Raw genomic sequence first — 17,858 nt, forward strand, 5'->3', positions numbered from 1 at the left:
CACGTTCTTCGAACCTCAAGCCGTCCCCCAAGCCGCCTGAAACATCACCAATCAACCGACCCGCCCCTTGACGAAAGAGATAGGGGCACCCCCCGGCGGTCCTTCGGCCAGGGTGTCTGCGTGGCCGGTCACCGCAGCAGGGGCGCGAAGACCGTCCGCTCGTGGTCGCGTTCGCCCAGGGTCTCCGGACAGTGCACCACGTTGCGCCGCTCGCCACAGCCGAGGCCCGCCCGCAGCCGCCGCTTGACGGACAGCGTCCGCCTGATGGCGTCCTCGCCCCGGACCGCCAGCAGCAGTACGGGCCCCTCGCACAGGTAGGCCAGGGTCAGCCTGCCGTCCGGCTCGTCGGTCTTCTCCGGCAGCCAGCGTTCCGCGTCCGAAGGGCGCAGCAGCAGCTCACCGACCGTCTCCACGTCCAGGCCCGCATCCCGCAGCCCGTCCACGACGGTCCCGGACAGACCACGCGCCACCCCGTCCGGCTTGACCAGGGCATGGGTGTCCCGCGCGACGTCACAGCGCACGGGCAGCGCGATACGTGCCCGCACCGCGGACACCCGACGAAACTCCCAACGGATCCGCATCCGACCGCTCCTCCGGTCTCGCCGTCCCTGCCATCGCCTGCGATCGTGCCGGGGAGGCGACGGACCGCAGAAGCCTTCGTTCCGCGCGGTGAAATGTGCCGGTCACGACGGCGGCGGCGCTGGCTAGGGTCGGAAGCCAGGAACACGAGGCGTCTGCGACACCCACCGGCTGAGAGGGGACCATCCAATGACAAGGGACCGGGGCCTGGCCCACGCCCGGAAGTATCTCGGTGACTTCGAAGCGGCGGTAGCCGCCCGGATCGAGCAGCAGGGCAGGGTACGGCTGCTGGAGGCGGGCTGCGGCTACGGCGTGGCCATGATGGAACTCGTCCGCACCTTCGGCGACGCCGTCGAGGTGTGCGGCTTCAACTACTCGCCGATCGACGGCGACGAACAGCGGATGCGCGCCGAGGCACTGGAGCGCGGCATCTTCATTGCACAGGACCTGGAACGGACCGCGCTGCCGCACATCACCTACTGCGACGCCTCCCGGCCGCTGCCGTTCCCCGACGCATCCTTCGACTTCGTCTACAGCCAGGCGTCGCTGTACCTGTACGACGACAAGGCCGCCTTCCTCAAGGAGTGCAACCGGCTCCTCGCACCCGGCGGACTGGCCCGGATCAACCCCTCCCTGCACTTCGACGAGAAGGACGCGCCGGAGAAGTACCAGGGGTACTGGGAGATCTGGGACCGGGGCCGGGAGGTGGAACTCGGTGACCATCTCCGGAGTGTCGACGGCATCGAACTGGTCTGGCCCGCGGGCCGGGAGCACCCCGACCTCGCCTACCTCGAACTGCGTCGGCAGGACCATCTGGACCTGGGTCTGCGGCTGGTGGCCTCCGTCGACCTCAACTTCCTGTGGCACGAGTGGGGCGGCGTCCGGAGCGTCTACTCGACCCAGGTGGACTTCACCCCCCGCTACAAGCGCGAACAGGCCCGCCCCGCGACGGCCGGGCTCACGCCATGACCGAAGCAGTAGCCGACGGCCCGGCGGGCACGCCGGGCCGCAGGGTCGAGATCGTTCCCTACGACCCCCGGTGGCCCGCGGAGTTCACCGCCCTCGGCGCACTGCTGCGGGCCGCGCTGACGGACGTCCCGAGGATCGACCACGTGGGCTCCACCGCGGTACCCGGCCTGCCCGCCAAGCCCATCATCGACGTGCAGATCTCCGTCACCGAGCTGACACCGGACGACACCTTCCGCCGGCCGCTGGAGGAACTGGGCTTCCGTTACCGCCACGACAATCCCGACCTGTCCAAACGGTATTTCCGCGAGGCACCGGGCTCCCGCCGCATCCACATCCACGTACGCCGCGCCGGCAGTCTCGACGAACAGCTGAACCTGGTCTTCCGCGACTTTCTCCGCACCCACCCCGACACCGCCCGGCGGTACGCCCACACCAAACGGGAACTGGCCGCCCGGCACCGCCACGACGCCCAGACCTACACCGAGCGCAAGAGCCCCTTCATCTGGGACGTCTTGCGCGAGGCAGCCTCCTGGTCCCAGGAAACCGGCTGGCAACCGGGCCGCAGCGACGCCTGAACCCGGCGCGCTCGCGGCCGGGCCGCGCCTGCGGGCCGCCTCAGTCCCAGATCAGACCGTCGTCCGTGCCCTCCACCCGGACGACGGTCGAGACGTGCTGGGCGGTCGACTGCACGGCGAGGCCGGTCAGGGCGATGGCGGCGGCGACGAGAATCCCGTAGAAACGCAGGCTTCGAGACATGGTTCTACCTCCAGAAGAATTGCGATGCATAAGCTGCGGCAGATTCGTTTGTGTGCCAAATCCTTGGCGCACATTTCTTTTGACGCGTTTGGTCGTGCCTTTGCGATGGAAATGAGAGGCGTTGCTCGACCTTTGTCGGTGTTCGCGTCGCCGCGTCCCTCGCTTCGTTTTCGATTCTGGAGATCTGAACCGGCCGGGAGAAGCGGGAAAAGCGGCCCGGCCGCTTCAGGCCAGCCGTGACGGGCGGGGACCCGGAGGGGGAGGCGGAGTGCCCTCGTGCGGGTGCGGGGCCGCATCGTCAAGAATCTGTAATGGAAGTAGAAGGATTGGCTTGAGGTGACGCTCCGTGGCGGAGCCCGCGTGAGCCCTGGCCGGTAGGTAGATCCGGGATTCGGTCGGTTTCTCCGATTCTTCCCGTGCGTCGGGCAGGCGGACTTGGAAACGCCCGATAGGGAAGTGATAGCGGACTGAAAGTCCAGCCCCTTTGTGTGAAGGTAGGCGAGGTGATTCCTCGGTCCTGAAGGAGTGGCGGTGCGACGAGATACCGCCACAATCGGAAGACGGAGGTCTTTTTCGATGACATCTTTCCCGCTCGGCGCGCGGCGCCGTGGTGAACTCTCGGTAATCGCTGGTGTGCCGTCGCCCGGGGTGAATGTGTTGTTAGGCAGGGTTTTGGTCCCGGCGGGGAAGCGATTGCTCTCTTGGCGGGCGGAGGTGGGGTAGAAATGAAGGTTGTTCTCGGGCTGGCCGGGCTTGATCACGTGCAGGAGATCGTCTACAGGGCTGCGCTGGAGGCGCCGGCGCTGGATGCGCCGGGACTGGCGGAGCGGCTTCAGCTCGACGTCGCCGAGGTCCGCGACGCGTTGGAGGCCCTGCTCCAGTTGCGGATGATGCGGCGGTCCCGCGACGAGCCGGGACGGCTGGTTCCGGTGGACCCCGTGGTAGGGCTTCAGGAGTTGCTGGCTCGCGAGCACGAGCAGTTGCTGGCGCGCCAGCAACAGATCTCGGCCAGCCAGTCCATGGTGCTGCGGATGCTCGCGGACCGGAACACGAGTGTCCCCTCCGCCGTCACCGAGGGTGTGCAGCGGCTGGAGGGAATCGACGCGGTGCAGCAGCGGCTGGAGAGATTCTCACAGGAGGCCCGGTGGTCCGTGGCGACGTTCATGCCGGGCGGGGCCCAGTCCGCCGAAGCCCTGGAGGCCGCGCGCGAAAACGATGCCCGGGTAATGGCCCGTGGGGCAGCCGTGCGGACGGTCGGTCTGGATTCCGTTCGCGGGCACGAGGAAACTCTGGCATATGCCCGGTGGCTGACCGACCAAGGCAGTGAATTCCGTACGGTGTCGACGCTGCCTCCCAGGATGGTGGTGGTGGACCGGAGCGCCGCTCTGGTGCCGATCGATCCGAAGGACAGCCGCAAAGGGGCGATGTTTCTCACGGAACCGGGGATGGTCGCCTCTCTGATGGCCCTTTTCGAGCAGGTCTGGGACGTGGCCACGCCACTCGGCAGCGACCGCCGGCCCGACGGCGATGGTCTGTCCTCGCAGGAGAAGGCGCTGTTGGTGCTCATCGCGCAGGGGCACACGGATGAGTCGGCCGCCGCCAAGCTGTTCATCTCGGCGCGTACGGCGCGCCGGACCATGGCCTCCATCATGGAGCGCCTGGGGGCGCGCAGTCGTTTCGAGGCGGGGGTGAAGGCCGCTCAGCTGGGCTGGCTGTAGCGGGGAATGCATCTGCGATTTGCTTTAGGGTATTCAACACTTCAAGTAAGTCTGCGGGTGTGGGTAGACTTCGGCCAGGGCGAGTGAGGTCAGCACCTTGACGGATCTGCCGTCAGACAGAGGCGGAGCGTTGGAACCTGTCTTTCGTATTCTCGGGCCGCTCCGGCTGACCGGCCCGGCGGGACAGATCAGTCTCCCCGCCGGACGTGAGCGTGTCGTCGTGTCGCAGCTCATCCTCAACGCCAACAAGGTGGTTTCGGTGGAGCGGTTGGCCGACGGGGTGTGGAACTACCACACCCCGTCCACCGTCCGGACCCAGATCCAGATCTGTATCTCACGGCTGCGCCGGGCGTTCGACGAGGCAGGGCTGTCCGGCCGTATCGTCACCTCCCGCCCCGGTTATCAACTCGTCGCCGATCAGGACGAGGTGGACCTGCTCGTCTTCGAGCGGGAGGTATCCGCGGCCCTGCGCGTGATCAAGCAGCGTTCCAGTCCCGAGGCGACCGCTGAGGGTGTCGCCATCGCCCGCCGGGCGCTAGGGCTGTTCACCGGCGAGCCGCTGGCTGACGTGGGCAGCGAGGTGGTGCAGTCCGTGGCACGCCAGCTCGCTCAGCGCAGACTTCATGTCCTTGAGGTGTGTCTGGACGCGCAACTCGACCTCGGTCAGGCAGCCGACATCATCGACGAGTTGGCCGGGCTGGTCGCCGAACATCCCCTGCACGGGAGGCTCCGGGCGCTCAACATGAAGGCCCTGCAACAGCTGGGACGGCGGGCGGACGCGCTCACCGTCTATCGCGAGGCGCTCCGGGAGTACCGGGACCGTCTCGGGCTGGAGCCGGATCCTGAGCTACGACAGCTGCATGAAACGATTCTGCACGACATGAGCTTCCGCGGCGGGAAGGCCAGGGACCACGAGGAAACGCGAGTCCGCCACGCCTCGGCTGCGCCGCACGGGGCGCTGCGCCGGCCTAAGCTCGGCCGCGAACTCCTGCCCGTGCTGGGGTCGTTTCACCTCGATGGCCGTTCGGAGGAGCTCTGTGCCCTGCGGGAAGCGTTGCGTCCCTCGGGCGCGGCGGGCCCGGGCGCGCGGCGCGGGCTCGTCTCCGTCTCCGGCCCGCCGGGGGTGGGCAAGACCGCCTTCGCGGTCGAGGCTGCCACTCGACTGGCCCCCGACTATCCGGACGGTCAGCTCTACCACGACATGCGCCGCGTGGACCGCACCCCGGTCGGCCCCCATGCCGTCCTGGCGACGTTCCTGCGCGCCCTGGGGGTCCCGTCCTCCCAGGTGCCGCCGACGCTGGAGGAGCGCTCGGCGCAGTACCGGGAGCTGCTGCGTGGGCGCCGGGTACTGGTGGTTCTCGACAACGCGCAGGACCGGCAGATCCTCCCGTTCCTGACCGACGGCACCGACCGGGCGGTCATCCTGGTCACCAGGGTGCCGTGGGGTACGCAGCCGATGGCGCACCGCATCCGCCTCGGCCACCTCGGCACGGACGCCTCCGTCAGCTTCCTGGCCCGGCTCATCGGCGCCTCCCGGGTGTCCGCCGAGTCCGAGGAGGCGCGACGGCTCGCGGATCGTTGCGCCGGCCTTCCCCTCGCGCTGACGGCCTTGGCATCCCGGCTCAACCGGCGTCCGCAGTGGCCGCTGGCCCGGTATGTCAAGGACCTGAAGGACGATTCCGTGCTGCTCGACCAGCTTTCCTGCGGGGGGTTCGACGTACGCGGTGCCCTGCTCGCCGACTACGAGGATCTGCGCTGCGCCGCGCGGCTGCTGCTGCGGCGGCTGACGCTGTGGGGGGAACGGAGCTTCTCGTCGGCGGTCGTCGACGAGTTGCTGGGCTGCGCGCCGGGCGTCGGGATGGGACTCCTCGACGACCTCGTTGAGAGAGGACTCGTCGACGTACGTCCCGACGGAGACGCGACCGAATCGTACCGACTGGTCGGCCTGATGCGGCTGCTCGCGCGGGAACGGATGCTGGCGCAGCGGGATCCGACGGACGAGGCGGCGCACATGGAGTGCTTGCGGGAGGCCCTCAGGACGGCCATGCCCGGGCGCGCCCCGTCCACTCCTGGCCTCCCGGACCGGCAGGGGTGGGGAACTCGGTCGGCCGGGCCGATCCGGTAGCCGACACCTGACGGGAGCAGGCCCCCAACACCCTAGTGCCGCGACAGGCAACGTCCGCCCCGTCGCGAGACCCGGCACGCTCCTCCACTGCCTCAAGGGCGTGGGAGGTGCCCCCACTCGCCGCACCGGCCGGAAACCCAAGTACGCCCAGTACGAGGGCTTCCGGCCGGCACGCCGAGACCACGCACCGGACGCCGCTCCTTCACGGGCAGACGTTGCCTGCCGCGGCACTGGAACCGGGCCACTCCGTCCCCAGGGCGGCTGTCGCCCGTGCGGTGGCCGCGGCCAGGACCTGACCATGGCGCCCGTCCATCACCTGGCGTGCGGTCCGCGCCGCGGAGCCCTGTCCCGGTAGGCCGGCCACATCACGCAGTCCGCGCCGAGGCTGCGGGCCACGGCGGCGGACTTCCGGCGTGGGTCGTCGGGCGATGACCGCCGCCCGGCCCGTCGCGGGTCGACACCCGACTGCTGTGCCCACCGCCGCACGAAGGCCACCGCAGCCTCTGGCCCGTCGGGCGCCACCGCGCCGTCAGCGCCGCAGAGCCTGTGTCACATCCCCGGCCCGGCGCCGCGCCGGGCCGGGGACCGTTCCCCCATTGGTGGCGACGCGGAGGCGCCCTGGTGCTGCTGGGCCTCGCGGACGGTACATGTTCGGTGACCCACCCGCACCGGGCCGCCGGGACCTCACTCCCGCCTCCCGGCGGACGGTTCCCGCGGCCCCGGCGGGACGTCCGACAGTTCTGTGCGAACGGTGTCCAGGGCTGCCTGCGACACACCCCGACGGCTCAGGAACGGGACCAGACCGCCGTGCCGTTCCCGCACCTCCGACAGCCATGTGCGCATCGTCTCGTCGCGTACCTGCATCCGGTGGAGATAGTCGTCACGGGTGTGGCCCCGCCGTACCCACTTGTCCTGGAAGCGGTCCACCTGGGCGACCAGGTCGCGCGCGCTCTCCCCGTAGTCGCGCGCGATGTCCTCGGCGGGACAGCCCAGCAGGTCGAGGACCGCGGCGACGGCCAGGCCGGTGCGGTCCTTGCCGAAGTGGCAGCAGACCAGGAACGGTTCCGCCGCCACGATGGCCAAGGCGGTGAACAGGCCCGGCCAGCAGGGGTCGTACGCGTCGGTGAGGATGCCGTGGTAGTAGCGCACCACGTCCTCGGAGGCGGGGCGCTGCCCGGCTACGGCGGCGCCGGAGTAACCGGTCAGCGGGGCCTGGATCCAGCGCAGCCCGGCGTCGGTCAGGGCCTGCGGGGCGCCGTACTTGGCGGTCTCGCGCGGGCTGCGCAGGTCGATGACGGTACGGATCCCGTACCGGTCGCGCAGCACGGCCGCCTCCCGTGGAGTGCAGGCCGAGATGTAACCGCAGCGGAACAGCCGTCCGGGCCGCAGCCCCCTTGCCCGGACCTCCCGGAAGTTGACCCCGACGGCCGCGGATTCCACGTTCCAGATCAGCACGGCCGCGCCTCCCCCAGGCCCAGTGCGTCGGTCACCTCGGACCAGAAACGCGGGAAGTCGGCGTTCACGTCCGGGCCGTAGCGCACCCGGACGCGGGGCAGCCGCCGCATTCCGTCGAGGACCCTGGCGCGGCCCTCGGCGTCGAAGGGGCGCGGCGTGAGGATGCCGAGGTAGTCCACGAAGTACCGCAGGTTGCGCCCGCTGGTCGGCTTCAGCTCGGGCAGCTCGCCGGCCGCCGTCTGCGCCTCCACCCTCCATCCCGTCAGGTGCGGGTCGGCGACGGGCAGGACGATTCCGGCCGGGGTGGCGTGCTGTGCGCACCGGGTACCCGTGATGGCGGTGAGCTCGTCGATGTCGCAGTACAGGCGCACGCGCCCCGCACCGGACCACGAGTTCGCCGAGGGCGTGGGCAAAGGGCCCACCGGGCTGTCGCCGTACCGGCGCAGCGGGTACGTCTCGAAGCGGGGCCGCGCCGGGTGTGCGGTCAGGCTGCCCACCCCGATGCCCAGCCGGCGCGGGCTGCCGCTCACCGACAGCGGCCCGTTCGGCCCCTCGTCCCAGGCCAGCAGGGTGTCGTCCGAGACGAAGTCCCAGCCGGCCAGGGTGGAGGCGAGGAAGGCAAGGGTGGACTTGCCGGAACTGCTGGGACCGAGAATGGCGACGGCTTTGCCGTCCCGGGCCACCGCGGAGCCGTGCAGCACCGGGACGCCGCCCGAGTGCAGCTGAGCGCCGAGCAGGAACGCCACCAGCCGCGCGACGGCGCGCCGTGCCCTGGGTGTGTCCGCCGCGATGTCCAGCCGGATGGCCTTCTCCGGCCGGTTCACGCTGATCAGTACGGGGTCGCTGTCCTCCTCCATGTCCCGCAGCGTCACCATGGTGTCGCTCAGATGCTCCAGGACGACCATGCGGGGCCCGTCCTCGTCGAGCCACAGCTGCGGGCTGCGCGGTACGGCGTCCAGGTCGTCGTGGGCGACGGGCAGCGTCGGCGAGCAGCGCACCGACACGGTCACCGCGCCGGGAGCGGCGCCCGTGGCCAGGACGCAGTACGGGCCGAGCAGCGCGGTGAGGAACGCGTTCAGCTCCGGCAGCGCGCTCTGTACGGACAGCCGGGCGAACCACCGGGACAAGGTGAAGACGTCACCCGGCGGGGACGCGGTCGGATCGAGCAGGGTCGTGCGCGGGTTTCCCGTCACAGGTGCCTTCCTTTCGCGGTTCATTCGCGGGCGGGCACCGCACGACAGGGCTGAAGGCCGGGGGTGCTCCACTCCTGGCCGGACGCGGCCACGTTCCATCCTGGAGCGCCGGGGCCGCCGCACCCATGGCGCGTTCCGTGGCCCGGAACGTGATCTCGCCGGGCTGCCCGGGTGCGGCACGACCGGGGCAGCGCATCGAACCCCTTCAACGCGCTTTCGGCAGTCACTCCCGGATTCCGGCGCCGAACAACCGCAGCTTGTCGGGCAGGTTGTCGTAGCCGCGTGCCAGGTGTCGGACGCCATGCACCACATGGCGTCCCCCGGCCGTCAGCGCGCCGATCACCAGGGACATCACGGCGCGCAGATCGCCGGCGCGCAGATCGCCGGCCGCCGGGCTCAGCACGCTGGGCCGTACGGTCATCCGGGAACCCGAGACGGCCAGGTCCGCGCCCAGTGCCCGCAGCCCCTCGGCGTAGCCGAAGCGGGAGCCCCACACCAGGTCGGTCACCACCGAGGGCCCCGACGCGCGCAGCAGCATCGGTACCAGCAGGGCCAGGGCGTCGCTGTAGACCAGGTGGGAGGCGGCGACCATGTCCACGGCGGCGATCCGTTCGACGCGCCCGGTCCGCAGGATGTCGCCCTCCCAGGCCAGGGGTATCCCCATGGCCTCCAGACACGCCAGCTCGGGGGCGAGGCCCGCGCGTACCGCGTCGGGCCGGTCCAGCCCAAGCCGTGACTCGGTGTCCAGGCAGACGGACAGGGCGATCATCGTGACCACCTCCATCAGGTCGGACGGCAGGGCCAGCTCGGTGCCGCCGACCGGACCGCCCCGCCCCTCGATGACGATCTCGTCCGGGCCGATCCGCAGCGGTACCCCGGCCGTACCCAGTGCCCGCGCGAGCTCCAGCACATCGGCCTTGGGGTACGGCTCGCGCAGCACGGTGGTGCCCCGCGCGACGGCGCCCAGCAGCAGCGCCGTCTTCGTCGCCCCGGAGTAGTGCGGTCCGGTGAGGGTGCCGGTGACCGGTTCCCGTACCGCGAAGTCGGCCAGGTCGACGACGGCGCCGCGCAGCCCGGACGCGGTTGTGGTGGCGCTGAAGGAGCCCTCCGTCGTCTCGCAACGGGCGCCGAACCGCTCCATCACCGCGGCGACATGGGCCAGCGGGCGCTCACCCGACCCGCCGGAGCCGATCCGGCAGCCGCCGTGGCGTCCTGACACGACCCGTCCGGTCGACGCCAGCAGAGCGGGCAGCAGATAGACGGCGCCGTGCACCTGGCCGGACAGGTCGTCAGGGATGCGGTGCTGCCTCAGCTCCCCGGCAAGGACCCGCACAGTGCCCTCCTGCCGATCGTGCGTGACCGCGGCTCCTGCCCTGCCGAGCAGCGCGGTCAGGACGCGGGTGTCGGCGATGTCCGGCACGTTGCTGATCAGCCAGGGCCGGTCGGCCAGGCACGCCGCGGCGAGGGCCGGGACGAGGAGGTGCTTGAACCCGGAGACGCGCACGCGCACCGACGACGGCGTCGGTTCCCGGGAGAGTTCCCAGCTGTCGGGCGCGGGCCGGGCCGGGGCCGGGGCCGTGATCACAGGCGCTCCACTGCGCATGAGGGGTCCTTTCCTGCTGTAGAAAATGACAGAGCCGTGGGCACCCTAGGGTGAATTGACAATTCCGTCCGGAAAGGGTTCCGTGTGGCGGAACGCCCTTCTCGGTCTCCCGGCGAAAGGCGTTCCGCCGGGAGAAACCCCGGATTCTCTTCACTCCGGATTCCTCCCAGCATGCTGGGAAAGATACAAGGCAGGAGTGAATCCATGAAGGTACTCGTCATCTGGCCGCCGCATGTTCCCAGCTACTTCAACGCCGGTCATCACACGCCCGCGTTCATGACCGCCGGCCATCTCCGGCGAGACCCCCGGGTGACCCGAGTGGACGTACGTGACGCCGGGGTGCTGAACATGAACTGGAAGGCCGTCGGCGATCTGCTCTTCCAGGGTGACTACGACGTCGTCGCCGTGATGAACGACTTCGACGCGGTGGACGGTCTCGAACGGTTCATCGCCTATACCAGGGAACTGTCCCCGCGCAGCCGCCTGGTCACGTTCGGCCGCCTGAGCAGCATGAATCCCGGCTACTTCAAGCGGTACGACCTGGACGCCATCGTCCAGTCCGGCGACTACGAGTGCGGGGTGGCTCACGTCGTGGACGCTGTCGCCGGCGGCTGGCCCGCCGGGCCGCTGCCGGGCGTCGCCGTGCGGGCGGCGGGTCAGTGGCACGATCCCCGGCAGCCGGGCGGGTCACTGCCGGCCGAGGACTGGACCCTGCCGGACGTGGACGAGATCCCGTACGCCGCGTACGACCGGCTCTACGCCCGCGACGACCACAAGTTCTGCGGAATCCCGTTCCGCCGCGAACTCGTCGTGCCGGCCGCGCGCGGCTGCCCGATCGGCTGCGACTTCTGCGAAGTTCCCTCGATATTCGGCCTCAAGGAACGGCGTCTTTCGGTGGACCGGGTCATCGAGTACATCGAGACCGCGTTCGCCCGGCACCCCTTCGAATACGTCGCTTTCTACGCGCCCACCTTCACCCTGGACCGCCGCTGGGTGAAGGAACTGTGTGAACGGTTCCAGCAGGGTTCGCTGCGGCCGCGCTGGAAATGCGCCACCACCATTCACCACCTCAGCGAGGAACTCGTCACGCTGATGGGGGCGTCGGGCTGTGTGCGCATCTCCGTGGGGCTTGAGACCCTCGAACCCGACAGCCAGGGGAACCTTCCCAGGGCCAAGCAGATCGAGGACGAGAAGTTCCGCACCCTGGCCGGCTGGTGCGAACATGCCGGCATCGAACTCAACGCCTTCGTGATCGTCGGCCTCCCGGGCACCACGCCCGCCGGAGTGGCCCGGACGATCGAGGTGGCCCGCCGCACCGGGGCACGCGTCCGGCCCACCATGTACACCCCGTACCACGGTATGCCCGCCACCCTGAGCCCCCTGGAGATCAGCAGGTACAACCGTCAACTCGTCGCCGAGCCCGGGGACCCCGGGACGATGCGGGAGTGGTACGAGTTCCTGTTCGGCGCCGAGGACCGGTTGACGAAGGTGTACGAGGCCATTCCGCGGTACACCGACCGTGACGCCGCGTGACCCCGTGACGGCCACGCCTGTCACTCCCAAGGCCGCTCTGGTTCGCCGTTTCCCGGTCCGTGCCGCTGCCTTGACTGTCAGCCATCCGTCCCGGCAGCGCTTTGGCGGGGTCAACCTGAAGAGCTGCGAACTCCAGCACCCGCTGGCCGACCGGCTGGTCTCCGAGGCGCTCGGGACGCTGGTCCCGGGCGACACTCGCTCCTACCCCGTCCTGACGGAGGTGCGGGCCCAACTGGGCGCCCGCCACGGCGTACCGGTCGAGCGTGTCGTGCTCACGGCGGGCTCCGACACCGCGATCGGCCTGCTGGTGGACGCCTTCGCCGTGCCCGCGGGCCGGCTGATCCTGCCGGAGCCCTCGTTCGAGGCGTGGCGCTACTACGCCCGGCTGCGCGGCGTCCCGGTGACTGGCGTGCGCCAGATCCGCGGACGGCCGCCCGGGCTGGACAACGCCGACCTGTTCGATGCCGTACGCAGTCACCCGCCCTCGGTCGTCGCGCTGACCAACCCCGCCGGCCTCTCGGGGCTGCCGGTACCGCCCGAGGAGGTCGGGCTCCTCGCCGACGCGTGCGAGCGGCACGGTCACCTGCTGGTGATCGACGAGTGCTACGGCGTCTACGCCGGCGTGACGCACGTGCCCCTGCTCGCCGACCACCCCCGGCTCGTCGTCGTGCGGTCCCACTCCAAGTCCCACGCCCTGGCCGGAGCCCGGATCGCCGCCGTCTTCGCGGGCGAGGACATCGCCGGACATCTCGCCGTCCACCGGCCGGACAGCACGGTGTCCGGGCCCGCGCTCGCGCTGCTGTCCGCGCTGCTGGAGCGCACGGCGGAGTTCACCGAGGTGTGGGACGACGTACGCGCCATCCGGGCGGAGTTCGCGGATGCCGTCGAACGGGTCCGCCCCGGTTGGCGGCGGCTCGAACCGGGCGGGAACTTCGTCACGTTCCACACCGGCTCCACCTCGGAGCCCGCGCTCGTCGAACGGGCTCTGCTGGAAGAGGGGTTCAGAATCCGGGCACTGACCGGGGTGCCAGGGCTGGCGGAGTGCCTGCGGATCTCCCTGGCGGACCGGCCCGTCATGCGACGGGTCGTCGGTCTGCTCGCCGCGTCGGTCTCCGCGAAGACGGCGCCGCCACCCGGGCGAGGTGAGCGATGACGCCTTCCGGCATCCCGCTCGCCGGCCGGGTGGCCGTACTGGGGAGCCCGGGAAGCGGCAAGTCCACGTTCTGCCACGCTCTGGCCGGCACCGGAATCCCCCTCTTCCATCTCGACGACCTCTACTGGCGCCCAGGCTGGCGACGCACCCCGCCGGACGAGTGGCGGCGGCTGGTGCGGGACCTGGTGAGCGGCGAGCGGTGGATCGTGGACGGCAACCATCTGGACACCGTCCCCGAACGCCTGGCCAGGGCCGAGATCGTGGTCCTGCTCGACCTGCCGGTCGTGGTCTGCGCCTGGCAGGTCGTGCGGCGCAGCGTCCGGCTGCGCAGGCACCGCGGCGCCGACGGCGAGTATCTGCCCCGAGGGCTGCGCCCGGCCGACCCGCCCGTGCGCGATCTGCCCGCGCTGCTGCGCAAGGTGCTCGGCTTCCGGCGCCGTGAACTCGTTCAGATGCGCCGACTGCTGGCCGGATACGACGGACGGGTCGTCGTCTGCCGTTCGCGGCGCGCGGCGCGTACGGCACGACGCGAACTGACCGCTCTGCTCCGCGCGCGGCCGACGGCCACCGGTCCGCCGCCGACCGCCGCGGACCCGACCCCGTGCACCTGCGGCGGCCCGGACCGGGCCGCCGTCTCCCTTCCCCTGGAGGACCGATGACGGACGATCCGGTACTGCTGGGCCTGGCCCAGGCCGAGCACACCCCGTTCCCCTATCACCACCTGCCCGAGACCTTCCCCGAGGACACCGCCGCTCGGCTGCGCGCAACGTTCCCCGACACCGGCTTCACCAAGGTCAGCGGCCACGACCCGGACAAGACGTACACCATGTGGACCCGTCCGCTGCACCCCGCGCCCGAGGCGCCCGGCGAGGAACTGCCCGCGCCCTGGCGGGCCTTCGTGCGGGAGGTGACCGGCCCGGGGTACCGCGCCGGACTGGCCGCGCTGACCGGGCTGCCCGTGGAGTCCTGCCCGGTCGAGGTCAACCTCTGGAGGTATCCGCCCGACTGCTGGCTCGATCCCCACGTGGACAAGCCGGGCAAGCTCGTCACCCACGTCTTCTACTTCAACGAACCCTGGCCCGAGACCTGGGGCGGCAATCTGCTGCTCCTCGGTTCGCAGGACCCGCGGGACGTGGTCCGGCGGATCCCGCCGCTGCACAACTCCAGCGTCGTCCTGGTGCGCGGCGACTCGTCCTGGCACGCCGTGGAGAGCGCGCTGCCCGGTAACCCGGGCGCCGTACGGCTGTCGGCCCAGGTGATTTTCCACAGGCCCGAGTGATCTCCGTTTCGCCTCACGGAACCGCCGGTACCGGGCACTCGGCAGCGGCGGTAATGTCAAGGACACCGGCGAGATCGGAAAGCCGCCTGGAATCGGCGTGAACACCCCCTTTAATCCCAGCCCTCACTGTGAGCGCGGGAACGCTGCGCGCCCAGATTCTGCGACTTACCGGTCTCGCCGGTTCGCTTTTCTCTCCGGTCGACTTTCCGCCCCGAACCCCTGGAATCGTCATGGGAAACCCTGTTGTGAAAGCAGTGCCCGAGGATTTCGTCGTACGGGAGGTCATGGCCCTTCCGGAACGGACTTCGGAAGACCCCCGCCACACCTATCTGAACCTTCGAAAGAAGGGCTACACCACCTTCGAGGCCATGGACCTGGTGGCCCGGCACCTGGAACTCCCGGCCGACGCGGTGTCCGCGGCCGGGCTGAAGGACGAGGACGGCGTCACCGAGCAGACCCTGTCCGTGGCGGCCGACGTGCCGTCCGTGATCCTCGACGCCTTCAACCGGAGGTGGACCCCCGGCACCGGGCGCTGGCTGTCCCTGGGCCGCGCCGGACGCGGTGCGCGCCGCGTGGGCATCGGCGAACTGCTGGGCAACGCCTTCCTGCTGACACTGCGGGGCATGGAAGCCGACGACGCCGCCCGGCTGCGGGCGGTGCCACGGGGCGAGGCGCCCGTCCTGTTCGCCAACTACTACGACACCCAGCGCTTCGGTGTCGCGGGCGGCCCCAAGGTGACCCACCTGATCGGCCAGGCACTGCTCGACGGCGACCTCGACCTGGCCTTCGCTCTGCTGCGCACTTCCGGATCCCACGAGGGCGACCTGGCGCTGCGGCACACCGGGGGCGCCGAGGAGTTCTTCGCCGGCCTCGACCAGCGGGTGACCGCCTTCTACCGGACGGCCCACTCGTCCTACCTGTGGAACCACCGGCTGGCCCGGCGCCTCGAACGGCACGGGCCCGAGGTCGAGCAGACCGAACGTGAAGGGCTCGGCTACACCTTCCCAACGGCCCCGCGGCCCCTGCTGGGCCTGCTGGCCGAACTGCCCGAGATGGAGTACGACAAGTGGCGGTGGTCCGACGGCGCGGCGCGCCGCACGGTCTCGCGCCGGCCGACGGTCCTGCAGACGGTGGTCACCGTGCGGGACGTCGAACCCGACGACATGTTCGGCGGGCTGTGGAAGTGCGAGGTCTCCTTCATGCTCCCGTCGGGCGCCTACGCCACCAACGTCGTCTCCCAGTTCCTGCTCCAGCTCGCCCACGCCGACCGGTCCCGTGCCGCGCTCACCACGGCCGTGGCCCGCGCCGACGCGGCATGAGCTGACGAGACGGCCCTGCCGCGCCGCGGCCCCTTCTCCCCGCACACGGGGGGACGGGGCCGTCGCTGTTTTCTGGCCGGAAACTGCCAGGACGGTTTCGCCGTTCCGGCGGCCTTCCGGGCGGGCCTCGGCCGACGGCAGACTCGTGAGGGAACGAGACGCCCCCGGCGAAACGGGCGTCCCACTCACCGCCCGCACCGGTGCCCGCGTTCCCTCCCCTCAACTCCTCCGAATTCCAGGAGTCCCCCCATGCCGAAAAACGCCATCTCAATGTCCGCATATTTCTGTCTTTCCGTCTCTCCGTCACCTGCTCCGGTGCGGCGAAGGGGCGGCGCGCGGTGACCGTCTCCGAACCCGAACGGACCGTACGGCTCGACCGGGCGCACGAGCTGCACGGCCGCCGGAAACGCGACTCCATGCTGACGCGGGGCCTGGCGATCCTCAGCGCGTTCAGGACGGACGACGTGGAACTCACGCTGGCCGAACTCGCCCGCCGCGCCGGCCTGCCCAAGCCCACCGCCCACCGGCTCGTCGCGGAACTGCTGGACTCCGGGTTCCTCGAACGCGGCCAGCGCGGGCTCGTCCTGGGCCGGCAGGTGTTCGTACTGGGCGGCCGCCTCCAACGCGACCAGAAGATCCGGGTGCTGGCCCAGCCCCATCTGCAGAACCTGCGCCGCAGTACCGGGACATCCCTGGTCTGTCTGTCCGTCGCCCGGGGCCGCGAGGTGGTCCATCTGCTACGGGTGGGCATGTCCACGGTGCCCGACGGGCGGGAGAAGATCGTCGATCTCGGTGCCCGCCGGGTGCTGGCGCCGGTACCCGCCCCCGGCCCGGAGAACCCGGCGCTGCGAGCGCTCGGCCCGAAGCTTCCGGTGACCGGCCCCGTGGTGCGACTGGAGGACGCCGTTCACGCCTGCGCGGTCCTGGCCTGCCCTCTACGGCTGCCCGGTACGGGTGTGGTGCTGGCGCTGTCCGCGTTGAGCGCCGCCGACAAGGAGAACCGCGCCGTCCTGGCCAGGGAACTGCACCGCGTCGCACAGGAGTTGGCGACCCGCATCGCGGCCCTGCCGGACTTCGGCGCCGCGCCGGCCGCGGGCGTCAGCGGGGCCGCGTAGCCCGTCCGCGGCCCGACACAACAGATGCCACAGCAGAAAGGAAACCCGTATGAACAGCCTGACCTCCCCCGTCGATCTGGACGCCCTGAGCTGCACCACCCTGAACTCCTCGCCCTTCGTCTGGGGCACCGTCCGCGGGATGTTGCGCGAACCCGCGCTCGACCGGCTCGTCCGGGAGTTCCCGGACAGCGGGTTCACCCGCACCGAACGGCCGAGCGGACGACCGGGGGAGAAGGGGTACCGCACGGACAACCTCGCCCTCGTGGGCGACGACGGGGCGGTCGAGGAGGGGTTCTGGGAGCTCACCCCCCTGTGGCAGGACCTGGTGAGGACCCTGATGTCGGCCGAGTACCGGGAGGCGGTCGGAAAGCTGATCTCCCGGGACGTCTCCAGGGCCCGGCTGGAGATCAGGGCGGTCCGCTACTCGGCGGGCGCCTGGATCGACCCGCACACCGACCGCACCGACAAACTCGTGACCCAGACCTGGTACTTCAACTCCCACTGGCCGGCCGCGAACCAGGGACAGTTCCAGGTACTGGGCTCGCCCGCCGCCGACGACGTGGTTCAGCAGGTCCTGCCGCTCGCCGGCGAGTCCATCGTGCTGTGCCCCTCGGAGCGTTCCTGGCACTCCGTGGCCCCCGTGTCCGGCGCCGCGCAGGAGGACCGGAAGGTCCTGCTGCTGCATCTGACGGCCGTCTGAGGCCTTGCGGAGCCCCGAAAAAAGGAATTCGTTCCGCGCCGTGGAATGTTCGGGACTTCTCCCTTGAGGGTGCTTGTCTGACGCTGATAGAAATTACTTGTCGCCGCAACGGGGCGGAGGAAAAAACCGAAAGCCCCGGCGACGAAAACACCATCTAAGAAAGGAAAAGAAAATGACTCGCAACAAGGTCTCCCTCGTCTCCCCCCGCCTGGAGAAGGTCGTCACCAAGAAGGCCTGAACCAAAGCTTGAAAGCTCCTAGGAGCTAGCGGTGGCGCCACAGAGTGACCCCTGCCGTACCACTTTGTTTTTTTTGTCTTCTAAACCCCCCAGTTCCTGGGACTCCTCCACAGAAAAGACCCG

General features: G+C 70.3%; 16 protein-coding genes. 11 read left to right on the forward strand and 5 right to left on the reverse strand.

Annotated features, from left to right (window positions below):
* Positions 1-128 precede the first annotated feature (128 nt).
* Positions 129-581 (reverse strand): nucleoside-diphosphate kinase, encoded by a 453-nt coding sequence (locus ACFU95_RS41600; protein WP_383839870.1) that lies wholly within the window; start codon positions 579-581, stop codon positions 129-131.
* Positions 582-768: 187 nt separating this feature from the next.
* Between ACFU95_RS41600 and ACFU95_RS41605 the strand changes: the two genes are divergently transcribed.
* Positions 769-1,548, forward strand: coding sequence for a class I SAM-dependent methyltransferase (locus ACFU95_RS41605; RefSeq protein WP_383839873.1), 780 nt, complete (start codon positions 769-771; stop codon positions 1,546-1,548).
* Positions 1,545-2,123, forward strand: a complete 579-nt coding sequence (locus tag ACFU95_RS41610) for a GrpB family protein (RefSeq protein ID WP_383839876.1) — start codon at positions 1,545-1,547, stop codon at positions 2,121-2,123. The genes ACFU95_RS41605 and ACFU95_RS41610 overlap by 4 nt, the downstream gene beginning before the upstream one ends.
* A 40-nt stretch (positions 2,124-2,163) precedes the next feature.
* On the opposite strand, the gene ACFU95_RS41615 is transcribed toward ACFU95_RS41610, so the two are convergent.
* Positions 2,164-2,304, reverse strand: coding sequence for a hypothetical protein (locus tag ACFU95_RS41615; RefSeq protein ID WP_383839879.1), 141 nt, complete (start codon positions 2,302-2,304; stop codon positions 2,164-2,166).
* 725 nt (positions 2,305-3,029) lie between these two features.
* On the opposite strand from ACFU95_RS41615, the gene ACFU95_RS41620 reads away from it, so the two are divergent.
* Together ACFU95_RS41620 and ACFU95_RS41625 are read left to right on the forward strand one after the other, a co-directional pair.
* Positions 3,030-4,022 (forward strand): LuxR C-terminal-related transcriptional regulator, encoded by a 993-nt coding sequence (locus tag ACFU95_RS41620; RefSeq protein WP_383839880.1) that lies wholly within the window; start codon positions 3,030-3,032, stop codon positions 4,020-4,022.
* Positions 4,023-4,152: 130 nt separating this feature from the next.
* On the forward strand, positions 4,153-6,147 hold the full coding sequence (locus ACFU95_RS41625; protein ID WP_383839883.1) for a BTAD domain-containing putative transcriptional regulator: 1,995 nt from the start codon (positions 4,153-4,155) through the stop codon (positions 6,145-6,147).
* A 684-nt stretch (positions 6,148-6,831) separates the two neighbouring features.
* Here ACFU95_RS41625 and ACFU95_RS41630 read toward each other — a convergent pair.
* From ACFU95_RS41630 to ACFU95_RS41640, 3 genes are all read right to left on the reverse strand, one after another.
* Complete coding sequence (locus tag ACFU95_RS41630; RefSeq protein WP_383839886.1) at positions 6,832-7,602, reverse strand: tyrosine-protein phosphatase; 771 nt, start codon at positions 7,600-7,602, stop codon at positions 6,832-6,834.
* Positions 7,596-8,795 carry a hypothetical protein gene (locus ACFU95_RS41635; RefSeq protein WP_383839889.1) on the reverse strand — a complete coding sequence of 400 codons (1,200 nt, stop codon included), beginning with the start codon at positions 8,793-8,795 and terminating at the stop codon, positions 7,596-7,598. Before ACFU95_RS41635 ends, ACFU95_RS41630 begins: the two co-directional genes overlap by 7 nt.
* Positions 8,796-9,018: 223 nt before the next feature.
* Positions 9,019-10,398, reverse strand: coding sequence for a hypothetical protein (locus ACFU95_RS41640; protein ID WP_383839892.1), 1,380 nt, complete (start codon positions 10,396-10,398; stop codon positions 9,019-9,021).
* Positions 10,399-10,602: 204 nt separating this feature from the next.
* Here ACFU95_RS41640 and ACFU95_RS41645 point away from each other — a divergent pair, with 204 nt between their 5' ends.
* The 7 genes from ACFU95_RS41645 to ACFU95_RS41675 all read left to right on the forward strand — a co-directional run bounded on the left by ACFU95_RS41645 (position 10,603) and on the right by ACFU95_RS41675 (position 17,497).
* Complete coding sequence (locus ACFU95_RS41645; RefSeq protein ID WP_383839895.1) at positions 10,603-11,931, forward strand: B12-binding domain-containing radical SAM protein; 1,329 nt, start codon at positions 10,603-10,605, stop codon at positions 11,929-11,931.
* A 4-nt stretch (positions 11,932-11,935) separates the two neighbouring features.
* A complete protein-coding gene (locus ACFU95_RS41650; RefSeq protein WP_383839897.1) occupies positions 11,936-13,084 on the forward strand; it encodes an aminotransferase class I/II-fold pyridoxal phosphate-dependent enzyme in 1,149 nt (382 codons plus the stop codon).
* Entirely contained in the window at positions 13,081-13,743 is a 663-nt protein-coding gene (locus tag ACFU95_RS41655) for a hypothetical protein (RefSeq protein WP_383839899.1), read from the forward strand. Before ACFU95_RS41650 ends, ACFU95_RS41655 begins: the two co-directional genes overlap by 4 nt.
* Positions 13,740-14,363 (forward strand): 2OG-Fe(II) oxygenase, encoded by a 624-nt coding sequence (locus ACFU95_RS41660; protein ID WP_383839902.1) that lies wholly within the window; start codon positions 13,740-13,742, stop codon positions 14,361-14,363. The genes ACFU95_RS41655 and ACFU95_RS41660 overlap by 4 nt, the downstream gene beginning before the upstream one ends.
* A 230-nt stretch (positions 14,364-14,593) precedes the next feature.
* Positions 14,594-15,682, forward strand: coding sequence for a tRNA pseudouridine(13) synthase TruD (gene truD, locus ACFU95_RS41665; RefSeq protein WP_383839905.1), 1,089 nt, complete (start codon positions 14,594-14,596; stop codon positions 15,680-15,682).
* Between the two features lie 338 nt (positions 15,683-16,020).
* Positions 16,021-16,797 (forward strand): helix-turn-helix domain-containing protein, encoded by a 777-nt coding sequence (locus ACFU95_RS41670; protein WP_383839908.1) that lies wholly within the window; start codon positions 16,021-16,023, stop codon positions 16,795-16,797.
* 49 nt (positions 16,798-16,846) lie between these two features.
* Positions 16,847-17,497 carry a 2OG-Fe(II) oxygenase gene (locus ACFU95_RS41675; RefSeq protein ID WP_383839911.1) on the forward strand — a complete coding sequence of 217 codons (651 nt, stop codon included), beginning with the start codon at positions 16,847-16,849 and terminating at the stop codon, positions 17,495-17,497.
* Positions 17,498-17,858: the final 361 nt, after the last annotated feature.

The sequence above is a fragment of the Streptomyces sp. NPDC057623 genome (assembly GCF_042800355.1).
GTDB lineage: Bacteria > Actinomycetota > Actinomycetes > Streptomycetales > Streptomycetaceae > Streptomyces.

Bases quoted from the DNA above. Each gene is read 5' to 3' on its own strand.
- ACFU95_RS41645 (WP_383839895.1), top strand. From the start codon at position 10,603: ATGAAGGTACTCGTCATCTGGCCGCCGCATGTTCCCAGCTACTTCAAC.
- ACFU95_RS41615 (WP_383839879.1), bottom strand. From the start codon at position 2,304: ATGTCTCGAAGCCTGCGTTTCTACGGGATTCTCGTCGCCGCCGCCATC.
- ACFU95_RS41655 (WP_383839899.1), top strand. From the start codon at position 13,081: ATGACGCCTTCCGGCATCCCGCTCGCCGGCCGGGTGGCCGTACTGGGG.
- ACFU95_RS41600 (WP_383839870.1), bottom strand. From the start codon at position 581: ATGCGGATCCGTTGGGAGTTTCGTCGGGTGTCCGCGGTGCGGGCACGT.
- ACFU95_RS41605 (WP_383839873.1), top strand. From the start codon at position 769: ATGACAAGGGACCGGGGCCTGGCCCACGCCCGGAAGTATCTCGGTGAC.
- ACFU95_RS41660 (WP_383839902.1), top strand. From the start codon at position 13,740: ATGACGGACGATCCGGTACTGCTGGGCCTGGCCCAGGCCGAGCACACC.
- ACFU95_RS41620 (WP_383839880.1), top strand. From the start codon at position 3,030: ATGAAGGTTGTTCTCGGGCTGGCCGGGCTTGATCACGTGCAGGAGATC.
- ACFU95_RS41640 (WP_383839892.1), bottom strand. From the start codon at position 10,398: ATGCGCAGTGGAGCGCCTGTGATCACGGCCCCGGCCCCGGCCCGGCCC.
- ACFU95_RS41610 (WP_383839876.1), top strand. From the start codon at position 1,545: ATGACCGAAGCAGTAGCCGACGGCCCGGCGGGCACGCCGGGCCGCAGG.
- truD (WP_383839905.1), top strand. From the start codon at position 14,594: ATGGGAAACCCTGTTGTGAAAGCAGTGCCCGAGGATTTCGTCGTACGG.
- ACFU95_RS41675 (WP_383839911.1), top strand. From the start codon at position 16,847: ATGAACAGCCTGACCTCCCCCGTCGATCTGGACGCCCTGAGCTGCACC.